This window comes from Nocardia sp. NPDC004718, assembly GCF_053601535.1.
This window is the reverse complement of sequence record NZ_JBSGCA010000022.1, coordinates 1-14,934: the sequence shown is the minus strand read 5'-3', so window position 1 is coordinate 14,934 and position 14,934 is coordinate 1. Positions and strand designations below refer to the sequence as shown.

14 protein-coding genes are annotated in these 14,934 nt (G+C 69.0%); 10 read left to right on the top strand and 4 right to left on the bottom strand.

The features are described from left to right. Positions 1–4 precede the first annotated feature (4 nt). From ACWEH3_RS18245 to ACWEH3_RS18220, 6 genes are all read left to right on the top strand, one after another. Positions 5–859: an ABC transporter permease gene (locus tag ACWEH3_RS18245; RefSeq protein WP_450018323.1), complete on the top strand. Its 855-nt coding sequence runs from the start codon at positions 5–7 to the stop codon at positions 857–859. Then, entirely contained in the window at positions 856–2,445 is a 1,590-nt protein-coding gene (locus ACWEH3_RS18240; protein WP_450018321.1) for an ATP-binding cassette domain-containing protein, read from the top strand. Before ACWEH3_RS18245 ends, ACWEH3_RS18240 begins: the two co-directional genes overlap by 4 nt. 111 nt (positions 2,446–2,556) lie before the next feature. Further along, a complete protein-coding gene (locus ACWEH3_RS18235; protein WP_450018319.1) occupies positions 2,557–4,026 on the top strand; it encodes an MFS transporter in 1,470 nt (489 codons plus the stop codon). A gap of 53 nt (positions 4,027–4,079) precedes the next feature. Further along, positions 4,080–5,120 (top strand): SGNH/GDSL hydrolase family protein, encoded by a 1,041-nt coding sequence (locus ACWEH3_RS18230; protein WP_450018317.1) that lies wholly within the window; start codon positions 4,080–4,082, stop codon positions 5,118–5,120. Positions 5,121–5,221: 101 nt separating this feature from the next. After that, a complete protein-coding gene (locus ACWEH3_RS18225) occupies positions 5,222–6,460 on the top strand; it encodes an acyltransferase family protein (protein WP_450018315.1) in 1,239 nt (412 codons plus the stop codon). After that, positions 6,457–6,978, top strand: a complete 522-nt coding sequence (locus ACWEH3_RS18220; protein ID WP_450018313.1) for a hypothetical protein — start codon at positions 6,457–6,459, stop codon at positions 6,976–6,978. Before ACWEH3_RS18225 ends, ACWEH3_RS18220 begins: the two co-directional genes overlap by 4 nt. Here ACWEH3_RS18220 and ACWEH3_RS18215 read toward each other — a convergent pair. From ACWEH3_RS18215 to ACWEH3_RS18200, 4 genes are all read right to left on the bottom strand, one after another. Continuing rightward, positions 6,968–7,291 carry an ArsR/SmtB family transcription factor gene (locus ACWEH3_RS18215; RefSeq protein WP_355079902.1) on the bottom strand — a complete coding sequence of 108 codons (324 nt, stop codon included), beginning with the start codon at positions 7,289–7,291 and terminating at the stop codon, positions 6,968–6,970. The genes ACWEH3_RS18220 and ACWEH3_RS18215 overlap by 11 nt on opposite strands. Before the next feature lie 39 nt (positions 7,292–7,330). Further along, on the bottom strand, positions 7,331–8,557 hold the full coding sequence (locus ACWEH3_RS18210) for an MFS transporter (RefSeq protein ID WP_450018310.1): 1,227 nt from the start codon (positions 8,555–8,557) through the stop codon (positions 7,331–7,333). A gap of 121 nt (positions 8,558–8,678) precedes the next feature. After that, entirely contained in the window at positions 8,679–9,008 is a 330-nt protein-coding gene (locus ACWEH3_RS18205) for an ArsR/SmtB family transcription factor (RefSeq protein WP_450018308.1), read from the bottom strand. A gap of 267 nt (positions 9,009–9,275) precedes the next feature. Beyond that, on the bottom strand, positions 9,276–10,517 hold the full coding sequence (locus tag ACWEH3_RS18200; RefSeq protein ID WP_450018306.1) for a serine hydrolase domain-containing protein: 1,242 nt from the start codon (positions 10,515–10,517) through the stop codon (positions 9,276–9,278). Positions 10,518–10,711: 194 nt separating this feature from the next. Here ACWEH3_RS18200 and ACWEH3_RS18195 point away from each other — a divergent pair, with 194 nt between their 5' ends. The 4 genes from ACWEH3_RS18195 to ACWEH3_RS18180 form a co-directional block, all read left to right on the top strand. Continuing rightward, a complete protein-coding gene (locus ACWEH3_RS18195) occupies positions 10,712–11,695 on the top strand; it encodes an LLM class F420-dependent oxidoreductase (protein WP_450018304.1) in 984 nt (327 codons plus the stop codon). A 128-nt stretch (positions 11,696–11,823) separates the two neighbouring features. Further along, positions 11,824–12,675, top strand: a complete 852-nt coding sequence (locus ACWEH3_RS18190; protein WP_450018302.1) for a response regulator transcription factor — start codon at positions 11,824–11,826, stop codon at positions 12,673–12,675. A gap of 136 nt (positions 12,676–12,811) precedes the next feature. After that, positions 12,812–14,032 carry a cytochrome P450 gene (locus ACWEH3_RS18185; protein WP_450018300.1) on the top strand — a complete coding sequence of 407 codons (1,221 nt, stop codon included), beginning with the start codon at positions 12,812–12,814 and terminating at the stop codon, positions 14,030–14,032. Then, positions 14,026–14,934, top strand: a 909-nt coding sequence (locus ACWEH3_RS18180; protein WP_452358354.1) for an MFS transporter, incomplete at its 3' end; no start/stop codon positions are given. The genes ACWEH3_RS18185 and ACWEH3_RS18180, both read left to right, overlap by 7 nt.

Genomic DNA, 14,934 nt, shown 5'->3' with positions numbered 1-14,934 from the left:
GGAAATGACCGTCGTCCCGAACATCAGGACCGTGTCGCCCGTCCGGTTCCGATCGGTGCCGTGGCCGGTATGGCCCGCGGCCGTCGTCCTGCTGTTGATCGTGGTGGCCGCGGTGGCGCCGCATCTGCTCACCGGTGTGGATCCCGCCGTGAACGACTGGCGGGTCGCGCTGCATCCACCGAGCCCGGCCCATCCGTTCGGCACCGACCGGCTCGGCCGCGACGTGTACTCCCGGACCATCTACGCCGCCCGCACCTCCCTCGGTATCGGCGTGGCCGCGACCGCGATCGCGGTCGCGCTGGGATCGGTCGTGGGTCTGCTGGCTTCGGGTCCGTCGAAGCTGATCGACGCGGTGCTGATGCGGCTGACCGAGATTCTGCTCGCCTTTCCCGGGCTGCTGTTGGCGCTCGTGCTGATCGCGGTTTCCGGGCCCGGTGCGCGCAACTCCGCCCTGGCGATCGGGCTGGCGGCGACGCCGTACTACGCCCGCCTGGTCCGCTCGCAGGGCCTGGTGGTGCGGATCAGCGGTTACGTGGAGGCGGCGCGCACCCTCGGCCAGAGCCGATGGCGCATCACGGTGCGCCACATCCTGCCCAACGCGCTGGCGCCGCTGCTGGTGCTCGCGCCGCTGGGCGTCGGCACCGGAATCATCGCGGGCGCGGGCCTGAGCTTCCTCGGGCTCGGCGCCGTGCCGCCCACGCCCGAATGGGGTTCGATGCTGGCCGAGTCCCGCAATCTGCTCAGCCGCGCCTGGTGGCTCGGCGTCTTCCCGGGTCTGTTCGTGGTCGCCGCGGTGGTATCGATCACGGTCCTGGCCCGTTTCTGGCAAGGACTCTCGGAGGGCCGGGTGGCGCGATGACAGCACTGGAAATCATCGATTTGACAGCGGGTTTCGGTAGCACCGAGGTGGTGCACGGGATCTCGTTGACGATCAAGGCCGGGGAATGCGTGGCCTTGGTGGGCGAATCCGGTTCGGGCAAGAGCGTCGCCGCGCGAGCGCTGATCGGGTTGACCCAACGGGACGGCTGGGTGCGGGCGGAGCGGTTACGGATCGCCGGGCAGGACGGCCGTGGCTGGTCGCAGCGCCGGTGGCGCCGGGTTCGCGGCGCCACGGTCGGCTACGTGGCGCAGAACGCGCTGGGATCCCTGGACCCGCTGCGGCGCATCGAGCAGGAACTTCGCGAGGCGCTGCGGATTCACCGCACGGTTGCGGCGGCTGAGGTCACGAACCGTTCGGAGCAGTTGCTCACCCGCGTCGGGATTCCGGACCCGCGCAGCCGCTTGCGGCAGTATCCGCACGAACTCTCCGGTGGGCTGCGGCAACGGGCGCTGATCGCGACGGCGCTGGCAGCCGAGCCGCAATTCCTGATCGCCGACGAACCCACCACCGCCCTCGACGCCTCGGTGCAGCGGCGAATTCTCGCCCTGCTGCGCGAAATCCGCGACGCGGGAACCGGGCTGCTGCTCATCAGCCACGACCTGGCGGCCGTAGCCGAGGTCGCCGATCGGATCGCGCTGATGCGCGACGGCCGCATCGTCGAACAGGGGCCGACGGCCGAGGTGCTCACCAACCCCTCGCACGACTACACCCGCCTGCTGCTGGCCGCGGTGCCGTCGGCGCACACTCGCGGCGCACGCCTGTCGCCGGCCGAATTCGACCTGGCGGCACAGCTTCCCGCGCCGCGCACGCCCCGGCCCAAGGGCGCGCTGGTGCGCGTGCTCGACGCCCGCCGCGTGTTCCGCGATCCCGACGGTGCGCCGTTCGCGGCGCTGGACAGGGTCGACCTCTCGGTCGCTCCCGGCCAAGTCGTCGGCGTGGTTGGCGAATCCGGTTCGGGCAAGAGCACACTCGCGCGGGCGCTGCTGGGCCTGGAAAAGCTGGACGGCGGTACGGTCACCGTTACTCCGGGGGTGCGCCTGCAGGCCATCTTCCAGGATGCGCTGGGCTCGTTCGACCCGCGGTTCACCGTTCGCCGGGTGCTGGACGAGGCGCTGGAGGCGGGAAAGGTCCGGCGCGCCGACCGGCAGGCTCGGGCCCGCCACCTGCTGGCCGCGGTGGGATTACCCGATTCGGTCCTGTCGCGCCGCCCCCTCGAACTGTCCGGCGGCCAGCAGCAGCGCGTCGCCATCGCGCGGGCGCTGGCGCCGGGGCCGGACTTGATCGTCTGTGACGAACCGGTCTCGGCGCTGGACGTCTCGATTCAGGCGCAGATCCTGGACCTGCTCTTGCGGGTGCGCCGCGAACTGGGTGTCGCGCTGATCTTCATCTCGCACGATCTGGGCGTGGTGCACCACCTGAGCGACGAGATCGTGGTGATGCGCGCGGGCCGAGTGGTCGAATCCGGTCCGGCCGACGAGTTGTTCACGACGCCGCGCGAGGAGTACACCCGCGAACTCCTCGCGGCCGTGCCCGCGCTGCCGGATTACACGGGGCCGCGGGCATGAACCGGCCCAGGCCCTACGGTCCCCGGCCCCACCCCGATCCTGGGCCGCGGGCCGAAGACAGCGACTCGCGGACTCGAAAGACTGGACCTCCAACGACTTCCAGGAGGCATCGTGACGCCCCCGAACCAGCAGCGGTCGCCGCTCTTGCTCCCCGTCGTGCTCGCGGCGACGTTCATGTCCGGATTCGACACGAACGTGGTCAACATCGCGCTGCCCGCGATCCGCGGCGAGCTGCACGCGGGACCGGCGGCGCTGGAACTCGTCGTCAGCGGTTACATCTTCGCCTACGCCGCCGGTCTGATCACCGGGGGCAGGCTCGGCGACCTCTACACCTACCGCAGGCTGTTCCTGATCGGCATGGCCGGCTTCACCGTCGCTTCGATGCTGTGCGGGCTCGCGCAGTCGCCGGTGGAACTGGTCGGCGCCCGCATCCTGCAGGGCCTCACGGCGGCGGCCATGGTCCCGCAGGTGCTGGCCACGATCATGGCCAATTTCGACGCGGGGGACCGGACCCGGGCGCTGGCCTGGTTCGGCGTGACAGCGGGGGCGAGCGGGGTGGTCGGGCAGGTGCTCGGTGGACTACTCATCTCGGCGGATGTCGCCGGATGGGGTTGGCGCTCCGTGTTCTTCCTCAATCTCCCGGTGGGAGCGGTGATGCTGGCCGTCGCCGTGCGGGTGCTTCCCGCGCGCACTCTCGACCGCAGGCCCGGCCTGGATCCGCTGGGCCTGATCGGGATCACGGCCGCCTTGGCGCTCGCGCTGGCGCCGCTGTCGTTCGGGCGCGAACAGGGCTGGCCGCTGTGGACCTGGGTCTGCCTGGTCGCGGCCGTGCCGTGCCTGCTCGCGGTGCTGGCCTACGAGCGCCGCCTGGCGGCCGCGGGCGGTGACCCGCTCATCGACCTCGACTTCTTCCGGCGGCGATCGACCGTGTTCGGCCTCCTGATCAACGTGGCGTTCATGGCGACGTTCACCAGCGGCATCTTCGCGGTCACGCTGCTGCTCCAGGAAGGCTTCGGGCTCAGCGCCTTACATGCCGGGTTGGCGTTCGCCGCCCGCGGGGCGCTGGTCGTGCTGGCGCCGATGGCAGGCAGGCGGGTGATCGCGGCGCACGGGCAGGCCCGCGCGATCGTGCTCGGCTGCGGCATCGACATCGTGACACTGATCGCGCTCGGCGTGGCATTGCACGGGTTCGGCGGGCACATCTGGCTCGGCTGGGTTGTCATCGGCAACGCGCTGCTCGGCTTCGGCAATATGCTCATCCTGCCCGCCGCGTTAGGTGTCACGGTGGCGACGGTCGAGCCGCACCAGGCGGGCAGCGCCTCCGGAGTCGTGAACACCACCCAGCAGTTCTCGGGTGCGGTCGGACTCGCCGTGCTCGGGACGCTGTTCTTCGGCGTGGCGGGTAGCGGGCCCGGGCGCGGCGAGTACGCCACGGCCGTCGAGGCGGTTCTCTGGGTGCATCTGGTGTTGATCGTGGGCGCCGCCGCGCTCGCGCTGCGGCTGGATCGTGCCCGGACGCCCAGTGTGGTGGTGGCACAGCCGGATTCGGCGCAGTCGGCGCAAGCGGCGGTCGATCGATGACCGCCCGTCGCGAGGTGTGGCTTTTGATCTAGATTTCGATAACAATCGAAGTCATGACCGAGCGAACGACAGCACACATACCCACCGGCTGGGACGGCGTCGTCGATGTGACCGAATCCGATGGCTGGCGCCAGCCTTGGCGGCTGCCGCCGCGCCGGCTCGCCACGGCGTTCTCCCCGGAACTGACCGAACACGCCGTGGTCCCGACCGGTGTGCGCATCGGCGTCGTGACCGACGCGCCCGAACTGTCCTTGAGTCTGCACTCGACGCCGGTGTGGACCCCGCGTCCGCGTACCGTGGACGTTTTCGTGAACGGGCGACTGTCGCAAAGTCTTCCGGTCGGCGCCGGCGCCGAGGAACTGATCGCCCGGCTGCCGGGAGAGCGGTCGGAAGTGCAGTTGTGGCTTCCGCACCGCGGCGCGATCACCCAGGTCGGCCCGATATCGGTCGCCGCATCGGCCACCATCGAGCCCGCGCCCGCGACCGGCCCGCGCTGGATCACCTACGGCAGCTCGATCACCCAATGCCTGGTCACCGCTTCGCCCAGCGAGACCTGGCCCGCGCGCATCGCGCGGCGCTACGGCTGGCGGCTGCTGGATCTCGGATTCGCCGCGCAGGCCTATCTGGACCCGTTCGTGGCGCGGACGATCGCGAGCAGGCCCGCCGACCTGATCTCCGTCGAACTCGGTCCCAACCTCTACATCCGCGGCCCGTTCACCGAACGCTCGCTCGGCGGGCTGGCGGCCGGATTCCTGGAGACCATCCGCGACGCCCACCCCGACGTGCCGGTGGTCGTCTTCTCCCCGCCGGTGTGGGTAGAGCGCGAACACGAGCCGAATCCGCACGAGCTCACGCTGTCCGGCGTGCGCAAACTCGTGGAGAACGTGGTCCGGGTCCTACAGGGCCTCGGCGACGGCAACCTGCATCTGATTCCCGGCGACGAGTTGTTCGGGGCCGCCGACGCCGGGCTCACGATCGACGGACTGCACCCCGACGCCGCGGGCGATGCCCTGCTGGCCGAGCGCTTCGGCCCCCGTCTGGCGGCCGTGCTGGCCGGGTCCGCGGTCCAGGTACCCGTCCAGGACCGGCCGTGAGACCGGCATCCGAACCGGTCCATTGACCGAAGACGTCCGGTATGCCCTCTTCGGACACTGAACGGGTCTTCTTTCCGCTCGGTCTGCTCAGGAGGGTTCCCGTGACCGAAGCGCCGATAGCGCCCCGATCCACCCGTTTGCACACGCTCACCGGAATGCGGTTCGCCGCAGCACTTCTGGTGTTCTTCACGCATATCTCGCTGGAAGGATTCTTCACCGATCCCGACGCCCAGCACGCCGCGTCGTTTCTGCTGAAACGCGAGGGCTGGACCGGCGTCGGGTTCTTCTTCGTCCTCAGCGGCTTCGTCCTGACCTGGTCCGCGCGGCCGGGCGACACCAAACGCGCGTTCTGGCGGCGGCGGTTGGTAAAGATCTATCCCAACCACATCTTGACCTGGGCCATCGCCTTCGGGCTGCTGATCTGGGCGGGCAAGTCGGTCACCGCCGGGGTGGCGATCCCGAACCTGCTGCTGGTGCACACCTGGGTACCGGTCGTGCAGAACTTCGCCAGCATGAACACCGTCGCCTGGTCGCTGTGCTGCGAGGCGCTGTTCTACCTGCTGTTCCCCTGGCTGCTCGCCGCGGTCGAGCGGATCCGCCCGGAACGGCTGTGGGCGGCCACGATCGGCGTGCTAGCGACCATCGTGCTGCTGCCGTTCTTCGCGCTTCTGCTGCCGGATCGGCCGCGGGTGCCGTTCGCCACCGACGTCCCGGTATACCAGTTCTGGTTCCTCTACCTCTTTCCGCCGGTGCGCGTGCTGGACTTCCTGCTGGGCATCCTGCTGGCGAAGCTGCTGCTGTCGGGGCGCCGCGCGCCGCTGACGCTCGCCCCGGCCTCGCTGCTGGTCGTCGCGGGGCTCGTGGTCCAGCTCTGGGCGCCGTACATGTGGGCGCTGGTCGCGGTCGGCGTGATCCCGACGGCGCTGCTCATCCTGGCCGCCGCGACCGCCGATGTGCGCGGCACCTTCTCGCCGTGGCGGTGGCGCTTCGTGGTCTGGCTCGGCGACATCTCGTTCGCGTTCTACATGATCCACGAGCTCGTCCTGCACTATCGCCATCAGTTGTTCGGCATCCAGCAGGCCTGGGCGACACCAGCGGCGATCCTGGTCATCCTCGGATTCCTGGTGCTGGACACCCTGATCGCCTGGGGGCTGTACTCCGGCTTCGAGAATGCGATCGTGCGGCGTTGGAGCCGCCCCCGCCGTCGTGTCGCTGCCGCGGTGGTGATCCCCGCACCCGCGGTGGCGAAACCAGCTGCTTCGCAATCGGATACCTCGCCGCCATCGAGCGCCGGGCTGACCGTCGCTCCGGCGGCCGCCACGGAAGGAGCCGACCTGTGAGGACGTTCGTCCTGACGGCCGCGGCGGTCACCACGGTGGCCGCCGCGACCGCCCTGTGGCCCGCCTCGCCCGCGCGGGCCGCCGCCACCCATATCGCCTGTGCGGGAACGAGTACGGTGAGCTACTCGCCTGGCATCACCGATACGCCCAGGCCGGTGCGGATCAGCACCGACGCGGTGTTCGGCTCGTGCGTCTCCAGCGATGCGACCATCACCGGAGGCACCACCCACGCGGGCGGGCCCGCGACGATCGGGTGCGGACCTGCCGCCGGGACCGGCACCTCGCGGATCGACTGGAACAACGGACAGCACAGCACCTTCGAGTTCCGGACCGTCTACGTCAACCGGCCCGCCGGGCAAACCCTGATCGTCATCTCCGGCACGGTGACCGACGGTGAATTCCTCGGCGACCATGTCGACGGCGCGGGGCTGTACCTGACCGCCGACATCGCCGGCTGCGGCTCCGCAGCCGGGGTCACCTCGACCTTCGGCCCGGTCACCCGGACCTTCAGCTCGTAGCCGGCACGAGAGCGGGGGCGTTGTGCAGAATCGAGCTGAGCACTCCCGGAAAGCGGGCCTCGACCTCGTCGTAACGCAATTCGTTGCGTCGGTAGCTGCCCTCCTGGATCACCCGCAGCAGACCGGCCATCCGGAGCACCTTGAGATGGTGCGAGAGCGTGGACATGCTCACCGGGACGTCGAATCCGCCGCAGGTGATCGCCTCCTCCTGCCGCAGCCTTGCCACGATCTCCAGCCGCACCGGGTCGGACAGGGCATGCAGCAGGGTGGGCAGGCTCACCGATTCGATGGAGGGATGCTGGAGTGCGCGCACTGGGCCGATTCTACCTTTCGCCGCGACCGCCGAGGCGGCTCACGCCACCGCCTCGGCGGCCTGCTCGTGGACCAGGCCCAGCACGATCGGGAAGACCAGCAGGCAGGAAACGGCGCAGGTGATGCCGAGCCAGACGAAGCTGTGCGTGCCCGACAGTACCGCCACCGAGGCGGAGGTGCCGACCGTCGACCCCGCGTACAGCGCGGAGGAGTTCAGCCCCAGCGCGGTACCGCGCGCTGCCGGCGCCAACTCGCTGACCAGCGTGGTGATCGAGGAGGCGCCGATGTTGAACGCCAGCACCCACAGCGCCGCGACGATCACCGACACGACCAGCGCACCGTCGAGGCTGGAGAAGGCGATCAGCGCCACCGCCACCCCCAGGCCGGCGGCCGCGATCACTACACGCTTGCCGAAGCGGTCGGTGAGCCGCCCGCCGAGGAAGTTCCCGCAGACGCCCACGGCGCTGATCACCAGCAGCACCAATCCGATCGCCGTGGTGGACAGGTCGAAATCGGTCGTGAAGTAGACGCCGACATTGGCCCACATGCCCTGGTTTCCCGCGGTCCAGAAGAACGTCGACAGCAGCACGAACAACACGGACGGATTGCTGAACGCGGCGCGGAACTTGTCCACGTACGCGCGCAGCGGATGCACCGCGGCCTGGGTCGCGGCGACCGGGATGCGCGGCAGGGTCAGCGGCACGACGGCCAAGGCCAGCGCGGCGAGCACGGCGATGGCCCAGAAGGACACCCGCCAGCTGAAGGCGTCCGCGGCGAAGGATCCGACGGGCACGCCGATCAGCGACGAGCCGGTGAGCGCGCCCATGATGATGCCGATGGCACGCCCGCGCCGCTCCGGTGCGACGACATCGGCGACCGCGGCGAAGATGCTCGGCACCATCATCGCCGCGCCGAGCCCGGCCAGGCCGCGAAACACCAGCAGCACAGCGAAATTCGAGCCTATGCCGGTCAACGCGGTGCCGATGCTGAAGATCGTGAGCCCGGTGAGGATGACGTTGCGCCGCCCCCACCGGTCCGACACCGGGCCGAACAAGGGCCCGGTCACCGCGTAGACCAGGGCGTATGTGGTGACAAGCAATCCCGCCGAATCCACCGAGGCGTGCGTGTCCCTGGTGATGGTGGGCGCCAGCGGCGCGACGATCAGCGCGTCGAGCCCGACGAGGGCCGCGCAGATCGATCCCACGATCAGCAGCCGACGGCTGCCGACATCGGATTCGTCGCGGGCAGCGGTGGTCGAGGAAACCATGAGGCACCTGCCTTGAGTAGTTGTACTAGATTTCGAAGATTATCGAAATCATGACCACATGGTGACAGGCGGCATGCCGCTCGTCAACGGAAGAGCCGGTGCCGGTGTGCCTTTCGGGGGATCAGGCCTGCGCGGGGACCGGCGCGGCGGCGCTGCGCACCACCGTGTCGAGCAGGCCGGGGAAGCGGGCGTCGAGATCGGCGGCGCGCAGCGAGACCATGCGGCGCACGCCGTCGACGCGGGTCGCGGTGAGCCCCGCCTCGCGCAGAACCTTCAGGTGATGCGACAGGGTGGACTTCGTCAGGTCGGGGTTCAGCTCGCTGCACGACATCTCGTCGATCCGCGCGGCCAGCTCGCAGACCATCGCCAGCCGGGCCGGATCGCTCAGCGCGTGGAAGATGGCGGTGAGTTCCAGGTCGTCGCGGGCGGGCTGGTTCACTACTCGCGCCATGATGGCCGCCTTCCGCTGCGTTGGTGCCCGATCGAGATTTCGATCATAGTCGTTTTCTCGTCCGATACCGGTCCAAGGTCCAGGTCCGCCGACCGGACCGAGGGCTGATGCCTCGTGCGCGATACCGGGCCCGCGGCCGAAGACAGTTCGCAGCGCTCCGAGCAGCATTGGGCGGAATGCTCGCGCAGCAACGGAAGTGGTCGCATGAACAAGCCAGCAATCGCGGCGGGACGCCGATCGCGACCGGCGCCCCGCTCGCGATCGGCGCTAGTCGACCACCGCGGCGTGCACGAGCTGGCGCAGCCGCGAGTACAGCGGCAACGCCTTGGACGGGAACAGCTGCGGGAACGCCATCGCGGTGATGCGCTTGACCGGATCGACGAAGAAATAGGTACTCGTGGCGGAGTACCAGGAGAATTCGCCGGGCGTCGCGATGACTTTGGTGGCGGCCGGATTCTCGGCGGTCAAGAAGCCGAAGCCGAAACCGAGGCCGTCCAGGGTGGTGAGCGCGGGCAGCACCGGGCGCCCGATCGCGCCCAGGTCCGCGCCGCCCGGAAGCTGGTTGGTGGTCATGTATCTCACCGTCTGCGGCGACAGCACGCGCCCGCCGTTCCAGGCGCCGTTGTGCAACAGCATTTGCAGGAAGTGATGGAAATCGGCGGCGGAGGTGATCAGGCCCGCGCTGCCGGACAGCCAGCTCGGCCGCTGCGTCGGATCGCCGCCCGCCAGCACGTCGTTGCGTACCGCACGCCCCGTCGCCGGATCGGCCATGTAGATCGCCGCCAGCCGGTCGACCTCCTCGGGCGCGATCCAGAATTTGGTGTCGTGCAGGCCGAGCGGATCCAGCACCCGCTCGGCGAACACGCGGTCGAGCGACTGTCCCGACACCACCTCGAGGAGTCGGCCCAGTACGTCGGTGCTCACCCCGTAATTCCACGCGGTGCCCGGCTCGAACAGCAGCGGCAGCGTGGCCCAGGTGTCCACGGCGGTGGCCAGATCGATGCCGGGAGGAGCGCTCCACTCGAATCCGCGCTGGACGTACAGCTCGTCCACCGGATGGGAGTGGTGGAAACCGTAGGTGAATCCCGCGGTGTGGGTGAGCAGATGCCAGATGCGGATGGGTTCGCGGGCCGGCTCGGTCTCCAGGTTGCCGCCGCCGAGCCGTTTGTAGACGCGGACGTCGGCGAGCGAGGGGATGTAGTCGCTGATGGGGTCGTTGAGCCCGAACGCGCCCTCCTCGTACAGCGCCATCGCCGCGACCGAGGTGAACGGCTTGGTCAGCGACCACGCCCGGAAGAGCGAATCGGTCGCCATCGGCAGTTCGGCCTCGGCGTCGCGATGTCCACCGGTGCCGACGTGCACGACCTTGCCGTCGCGGGCGATGATTCCGACCCAGCCCGCCATGCGGCCCGCGTCGACGAGCCGGTCGAGGTAGTCGTCGAAGCGCCGCAGCCGCGCGGGATCGAACCCGGCCTCGGTCGCATCGATTTCGATTTTGATTTCCGACATGAGGTGATTCCTGCCTTTATCGCGTACCGGGAATCCGGAATGATCCGGCCCGGTACTTGCCAAGCCGACAGCGAGAATAGTAGCTTTAGTTCGATAGATGTACAACTATCAAACTTAGTTGCGGGCCAACGTATTACGACTGCGGGGTGCCCGAACAGCGCCCCGATACCAATGATGTGGGAGGTTGGTTTCTCATGCCCCGATACGGAATCACGCTGCCGTTACCGCTGGTTTCGCTGCCCGACCATCGCGTGATCTTGGAGCAATTGGCCGACCTCGGTTACACCGACGCGTGGACCGGCGAGTTCGCCGGCGTGGACGCCTTCACCCCGCTGGTGCTGGCCGCGGCCTGGGGGTCGCCGAGCCTTCGGCTGGGGACGGCGGTGGTGCCGGTCTACACGCGCGGTCCCGCCGTGATCGCCCAAACCGCTTCGGCGCTGGCCGATCTCGCGCCCGGCCGGGTGGTCATCGGCGTCGGCTCCTCGGGCCCGCAGCTGGTCACCGGAATGAACGGCGTCCCCATGGCCGAGCCCTACCGCCGGGTGCGCGACACGGTCCGCTTCCTGCGGCAGGTCTTCACCCACGGCGTCGTGACGGGTCCGTTCGACACCATCGACTTCGAAGGCTTCCAACTGGGCTATGCGGCCGCGGAACCGCCGCGGATCATGGTCGGCGCGCTGCGCACGCGGATGCTGCGGCTCGGCTTCCGCGAGGGGGCCGGATCGATCACGAATTTCCTCGCGGCCGAGGATATTCCGACCGTCGTGCGAGCACTGGGCGAGGATCGGGGCCGCGGTGAACTGGTGGCACGCATCTTCGTGTGCCCCACCGAGGACGTCGAATACGCCCGCGCGGCCGGGCGCCGGATGCTCGCGCACCTGTTCACCCGCCCGTCCTACCGCGCGTTCCACGAGTGGCTCGGCCGCGCCGAAGTGGTTGCCCTGGTGAACAAGTACGTCGACAGCGGCGATCCGCGGCGGGCCGCTGCGGCGATCCCGGACCAGGTCGTGGACGGTATTCTCATCCACGGCAATGCGGTGCGGTGCCGCGAGCAGATTCAGCGCTACGTCGACGCCGGCGTCGACACGCCGGTCGTAATGCTCCAGTCGTCACCGGAGTTGCTGGCCGGTGGGCCGGCCGCGGTGTGGCGCACGGTGCGCGAGCTGGCCCCGCGATGAGGCGGGTGGCGGTTATGGGACGATCGTCGAATCCTCGAACAACATTAATACTCTCGGAGATTATTAATAGCGACGGAATTTTTGGTAGAAGTGCGCACCTGTTGCCGCACACGTGGGCCTGTGATAGTTTGACAGATATCGATCTTGCCGGTGACCATCTTTCGATTTCACGTTGTCGGGAAGATCATCGGATTCTCAACAATCGGGACCCACCTATAACTACAGAAGCTTGCGGGGCGCAGATGAAGTTGTTAGGCGCAAATCACGAGACCGGCGAATTCGGCGAAGATGCCGGACGGAACACGGCGGCGGCTCGAGTAGTGGTGGTCTGCGGGGAGCAGATCATGCGCAGCGGACTGGTTTCTATTCTGCGTGGCATGCCCGACCTCGGCTGGGTCGGGCCTGCGACCAACAGCCAGGCGGCGTTGAACATGGTCGCGGCGGGCAAGGCGGATGTGGTCGTGCTCGACCACTGTGCCAACCCGGGCTGGGACGGGCCCGCGCTGGCCGCCCGCTTCACCGGCATCCGTCCCGACCGCGGTGTCGGTGTGGTGGTGGTGTCGGACGGCACCGACAGCGAACTGCTGCTGCGATATCTGCAGGCCGGCGCCCGTGGCCTGGTCTCACGGCGTTCCAGTGCCGTCGATCTGGTGAACGCGGTGGACAGCGTGATCCGCGGTGAGGCGCTGCTGTCGCCCTCGATCACCCGGCTCGTGCTCGAAGCGACGGTGCCCTATCTGCCCGCGGCCTCTACCCGGTCGGTCACTGCTCTGGACACGTTGACCCAGCGCGAGCTGGAAATCCTGATCCTGGTGGCCGACGGATTGTCCAACAGCGAAATCGCTCAAGTTCTGCACGTCAGCTACAAGACCGTGAAATTCCACGTGTCGAATATCCTGCGCAAGTTATCGGTGCGCACTCGGGCGCAGGCGATCGTCTATCTGCGGCCGAGTGTGGCCATCACCTCACAAGCGGGCTGACGACCGCGGCGCCGAGTTTCCGTCTTGTTGACGGAGACCTCGGCTGCTATCGTTTAGTTCGAGAGTTTTGAAACTTTCGAATCGTATCCGATTCGGTTTCCCTCAACCTCCTTCGGCTCTGGAAGGAAATATCCCGATGACTGAAATCGTCGAAGAAGATCTCGACTCCTACCCCTTTCCGCTCGGCCCACTCGGCGAGCCGCCGGAACGCTTTTCCGAACTCCGCGCGCAGTGCCCGGTCGTGCGGGTCCGCATGCCCAGTGGCGACACCGCCTGGGCGGTCACCGGATATGACGAAGTCGTCGCGGCGCTGTCGGATTCGCGGTTGTCCCGCGCTGCCCTGCGGGAGCCGGGAGCTCCGCGCGTGATCAAGGGCCCCGACTTCGGGGACAATCCCTTCAATCTGCTCAGCCAGGACGGCGCCGACCACCGGCGGCTGCGGCGGCTGATCTCGCCGGCCTTCACACCCAAACGCGCCGAACAGAAGCGGCCGCGGATCCAGGAGATCGCCGACGAACTCGTCGACGCCCTCGAAGCGGGTCCGCGTCCGGCCGATCTGCACCACGACTTCGCGGCCCTGCTGCCGATCTGGGTGATCACCGATCTGCTCGGCGCGTCGCGGGAGCGCCGGGCCGACATCCAGCGCTGGACCGATCATCTGGTCAGCATCACCGCCCACACCGCCGACGAGCGGCTGCGGGCCAGGGACGAGTCCGCGGCCTATGTCGTCTCGCTGCTGGCCGAGCGCCGCAGCGCGCCCGGCGAGGACCTGCTGTCGGACCTCATCACCGCGCGCGACGACGGGGACCGCCTCTCGGAGCAGGAATTGGTCTGGCTGACAGTGAATCTGCTGGTCGCAGGGCACGACACCACGGTGAGCGCGCTCAGCCGCGCGACGTATCAAATACTGCGGCACCAGGATCAGTGGCGCTCGCTGGTCGCGCACGTCGATGACCGGGAGGTGGTGCGGCACGCGGTGGACGAACTGCTGCGCTACGCGCCGCCCTCGGAGATCGGCTTCCTGCGCATCGCCACCGACGATCTCGAGGTGGGCGGCGTCGCGGTGCGCAAGGGCGAGGGCGTCATCCCGATCATGCATGCCGCGGGGCGCGACACCCGCCACGTCCACGATCCGGACCGGCTCGATCTGTTCCGCGAGGATGTCAAACATGTGGCGTTCGGGCACGGCAGCCACTTCTGCCCGGGTGCGGGCCTGGCACGGCTCGAGCTCGAGATCGGGCTGGCGACCCTCGCGCGGCGGCTGCCGGAATTACAGCTGGCCGTGCCGCCGGACGACGTCGAATGGTCCAGTGGACTGCTGACCCTGCGACCGAAGACGCTGCCGGCCCGGTGGTGACCTCGGCAGCGGGCTCCCGGGCCCGCGCCGTCCCGCAATGGCGTTGGCTGACCGTGCTGGCCACCTGTGCCTGTCTCGTCGGGCTGGACGCTCTGGTCGTCTCCCCGCTCGCACCGCGGATCACCCACGAGGTGGGCGCACCGCCGCGGGTGGGCGGACTGCTGGTCACCGCGTACGCCCTGGCCTATCTGGTCGCGGGTCCGGTCTTCGGGCCGCTGTCGGATCGGTGGGGCCGGACGCGGCTGATGACGCTCGGGCTGGCCGTCTTCGCGGCCGGCACCGCGGCGACCGGATTCGGCACGAATTTCATTGTATTGCTGGGCTTTCGAGTGCTCTCGGGCGTCGGCGCGGCGATGCTGGTGCCCGCGATCCTGGCCCATGTCTCGGGGCAGGTGCAGCCGCGGCGTCGAGGTGCCGCGATCGGCGTGATCGTGGGCGCGATGATGGGCGCGTCGGTGGCCGGCGTGCCCGCGGGGGCGTTCCTCGCCGGCGCGGTGTCGTGGCACTGGACGTTCTGGGGCATCGGCATCGCCGCCGCGGCTCTGCTCGGACCGCTCGCGAGGCGGGTGCCGGGCGGTGCGCCGACGGCGGCGGCCGGTGACGCGCCGATCCGCGCGGCGCTGGGCGATGCGGCGGTGGTGTACACCCTGCTGTGCACGTTCTTGTGGACCGCGGGCCTGCAGGGGATGTTCGCCAATGCCGGGCTCTTTTACGCCGACAACTTCGGATTGTCCACGGGCGCAGTTGGTCTGGCGCTGGCGGGCGGCGGCGCGATGAGCGTCGCCGGGAATGTCTGCGGCGGGCGGCTGGCCGATGCCGTCGGCGGCCGCCGGGTCGTCGCGGCCGCCACGCTGGTGGCGGCCGCCTCGGTCCTCGCGTTCTCGCTGTCCACCGGGTCGTTG

What these genes read in the sequence shown, in the direction of transcription:
- ACWEH3_RS18245 (WP_450018323.1), top strand. Translation starts at nt 5, where the DNA reads ATGACCGTCGTCCCGAACATCAGGACCGTGTCGCCCGTCCGGTTCCGA.
- ACWEH3_RS18240 (WP_450018321.1), top strand. Translation starts at nt 856, where the DNA reads ATGACAGCACTGGAAATCATCGATTTGACAGCGGGTTTCGGTAGCACC.
- ACWEH3_RS18230 (WP_450018317.1), top strand. Translation starts at nt 4,080, where the DNA reads ATGACCGAGCGAACGACAGCACACATACCCACCGGCTGGGACGGCGTC.
- ACWEH3_RS18210 (WP_450018310.1), bottom strand. Translation starts at nt 8,557, where the DNA reads ATGGTTTCCTCGACCACCGCTGCCCGCGACGAATCCGATGTCGGCAGC.
- ACWEH3_RS18205 (WP_450018308.1), bottom strand. Translation starts at nt 9,008, where the DNA reads ATGGCGCGAGTAGTGAACCAGCCCGCCCGCGACGACCTGGAACTCACC.
- ACWEH3_RS18200 (WP_450018306.1), bottom strand. Translation starts at nt 10,517, where the DNA reads ATGTCGGAAATCAAAATCGAAATCGATGCGACCGAGGCCGGGTTCGAT.
- ACWEH3_RS18195 (WP_450018304.1), top strand. Translation starts at nt 10,712, where the DNA reads ATGCCCCGATACGGAATCACGCTGCCGTTACCGCTGGTTTCGCTGCCC.
- ACWEH3_RS18185 (WP_450018300.1), top strand. Translation starts at nt 12,812, where the DNA reads ATGACTGAAATCGTCGAAGAAGATCTCGACTCCTACCCCTTTCCGCTC.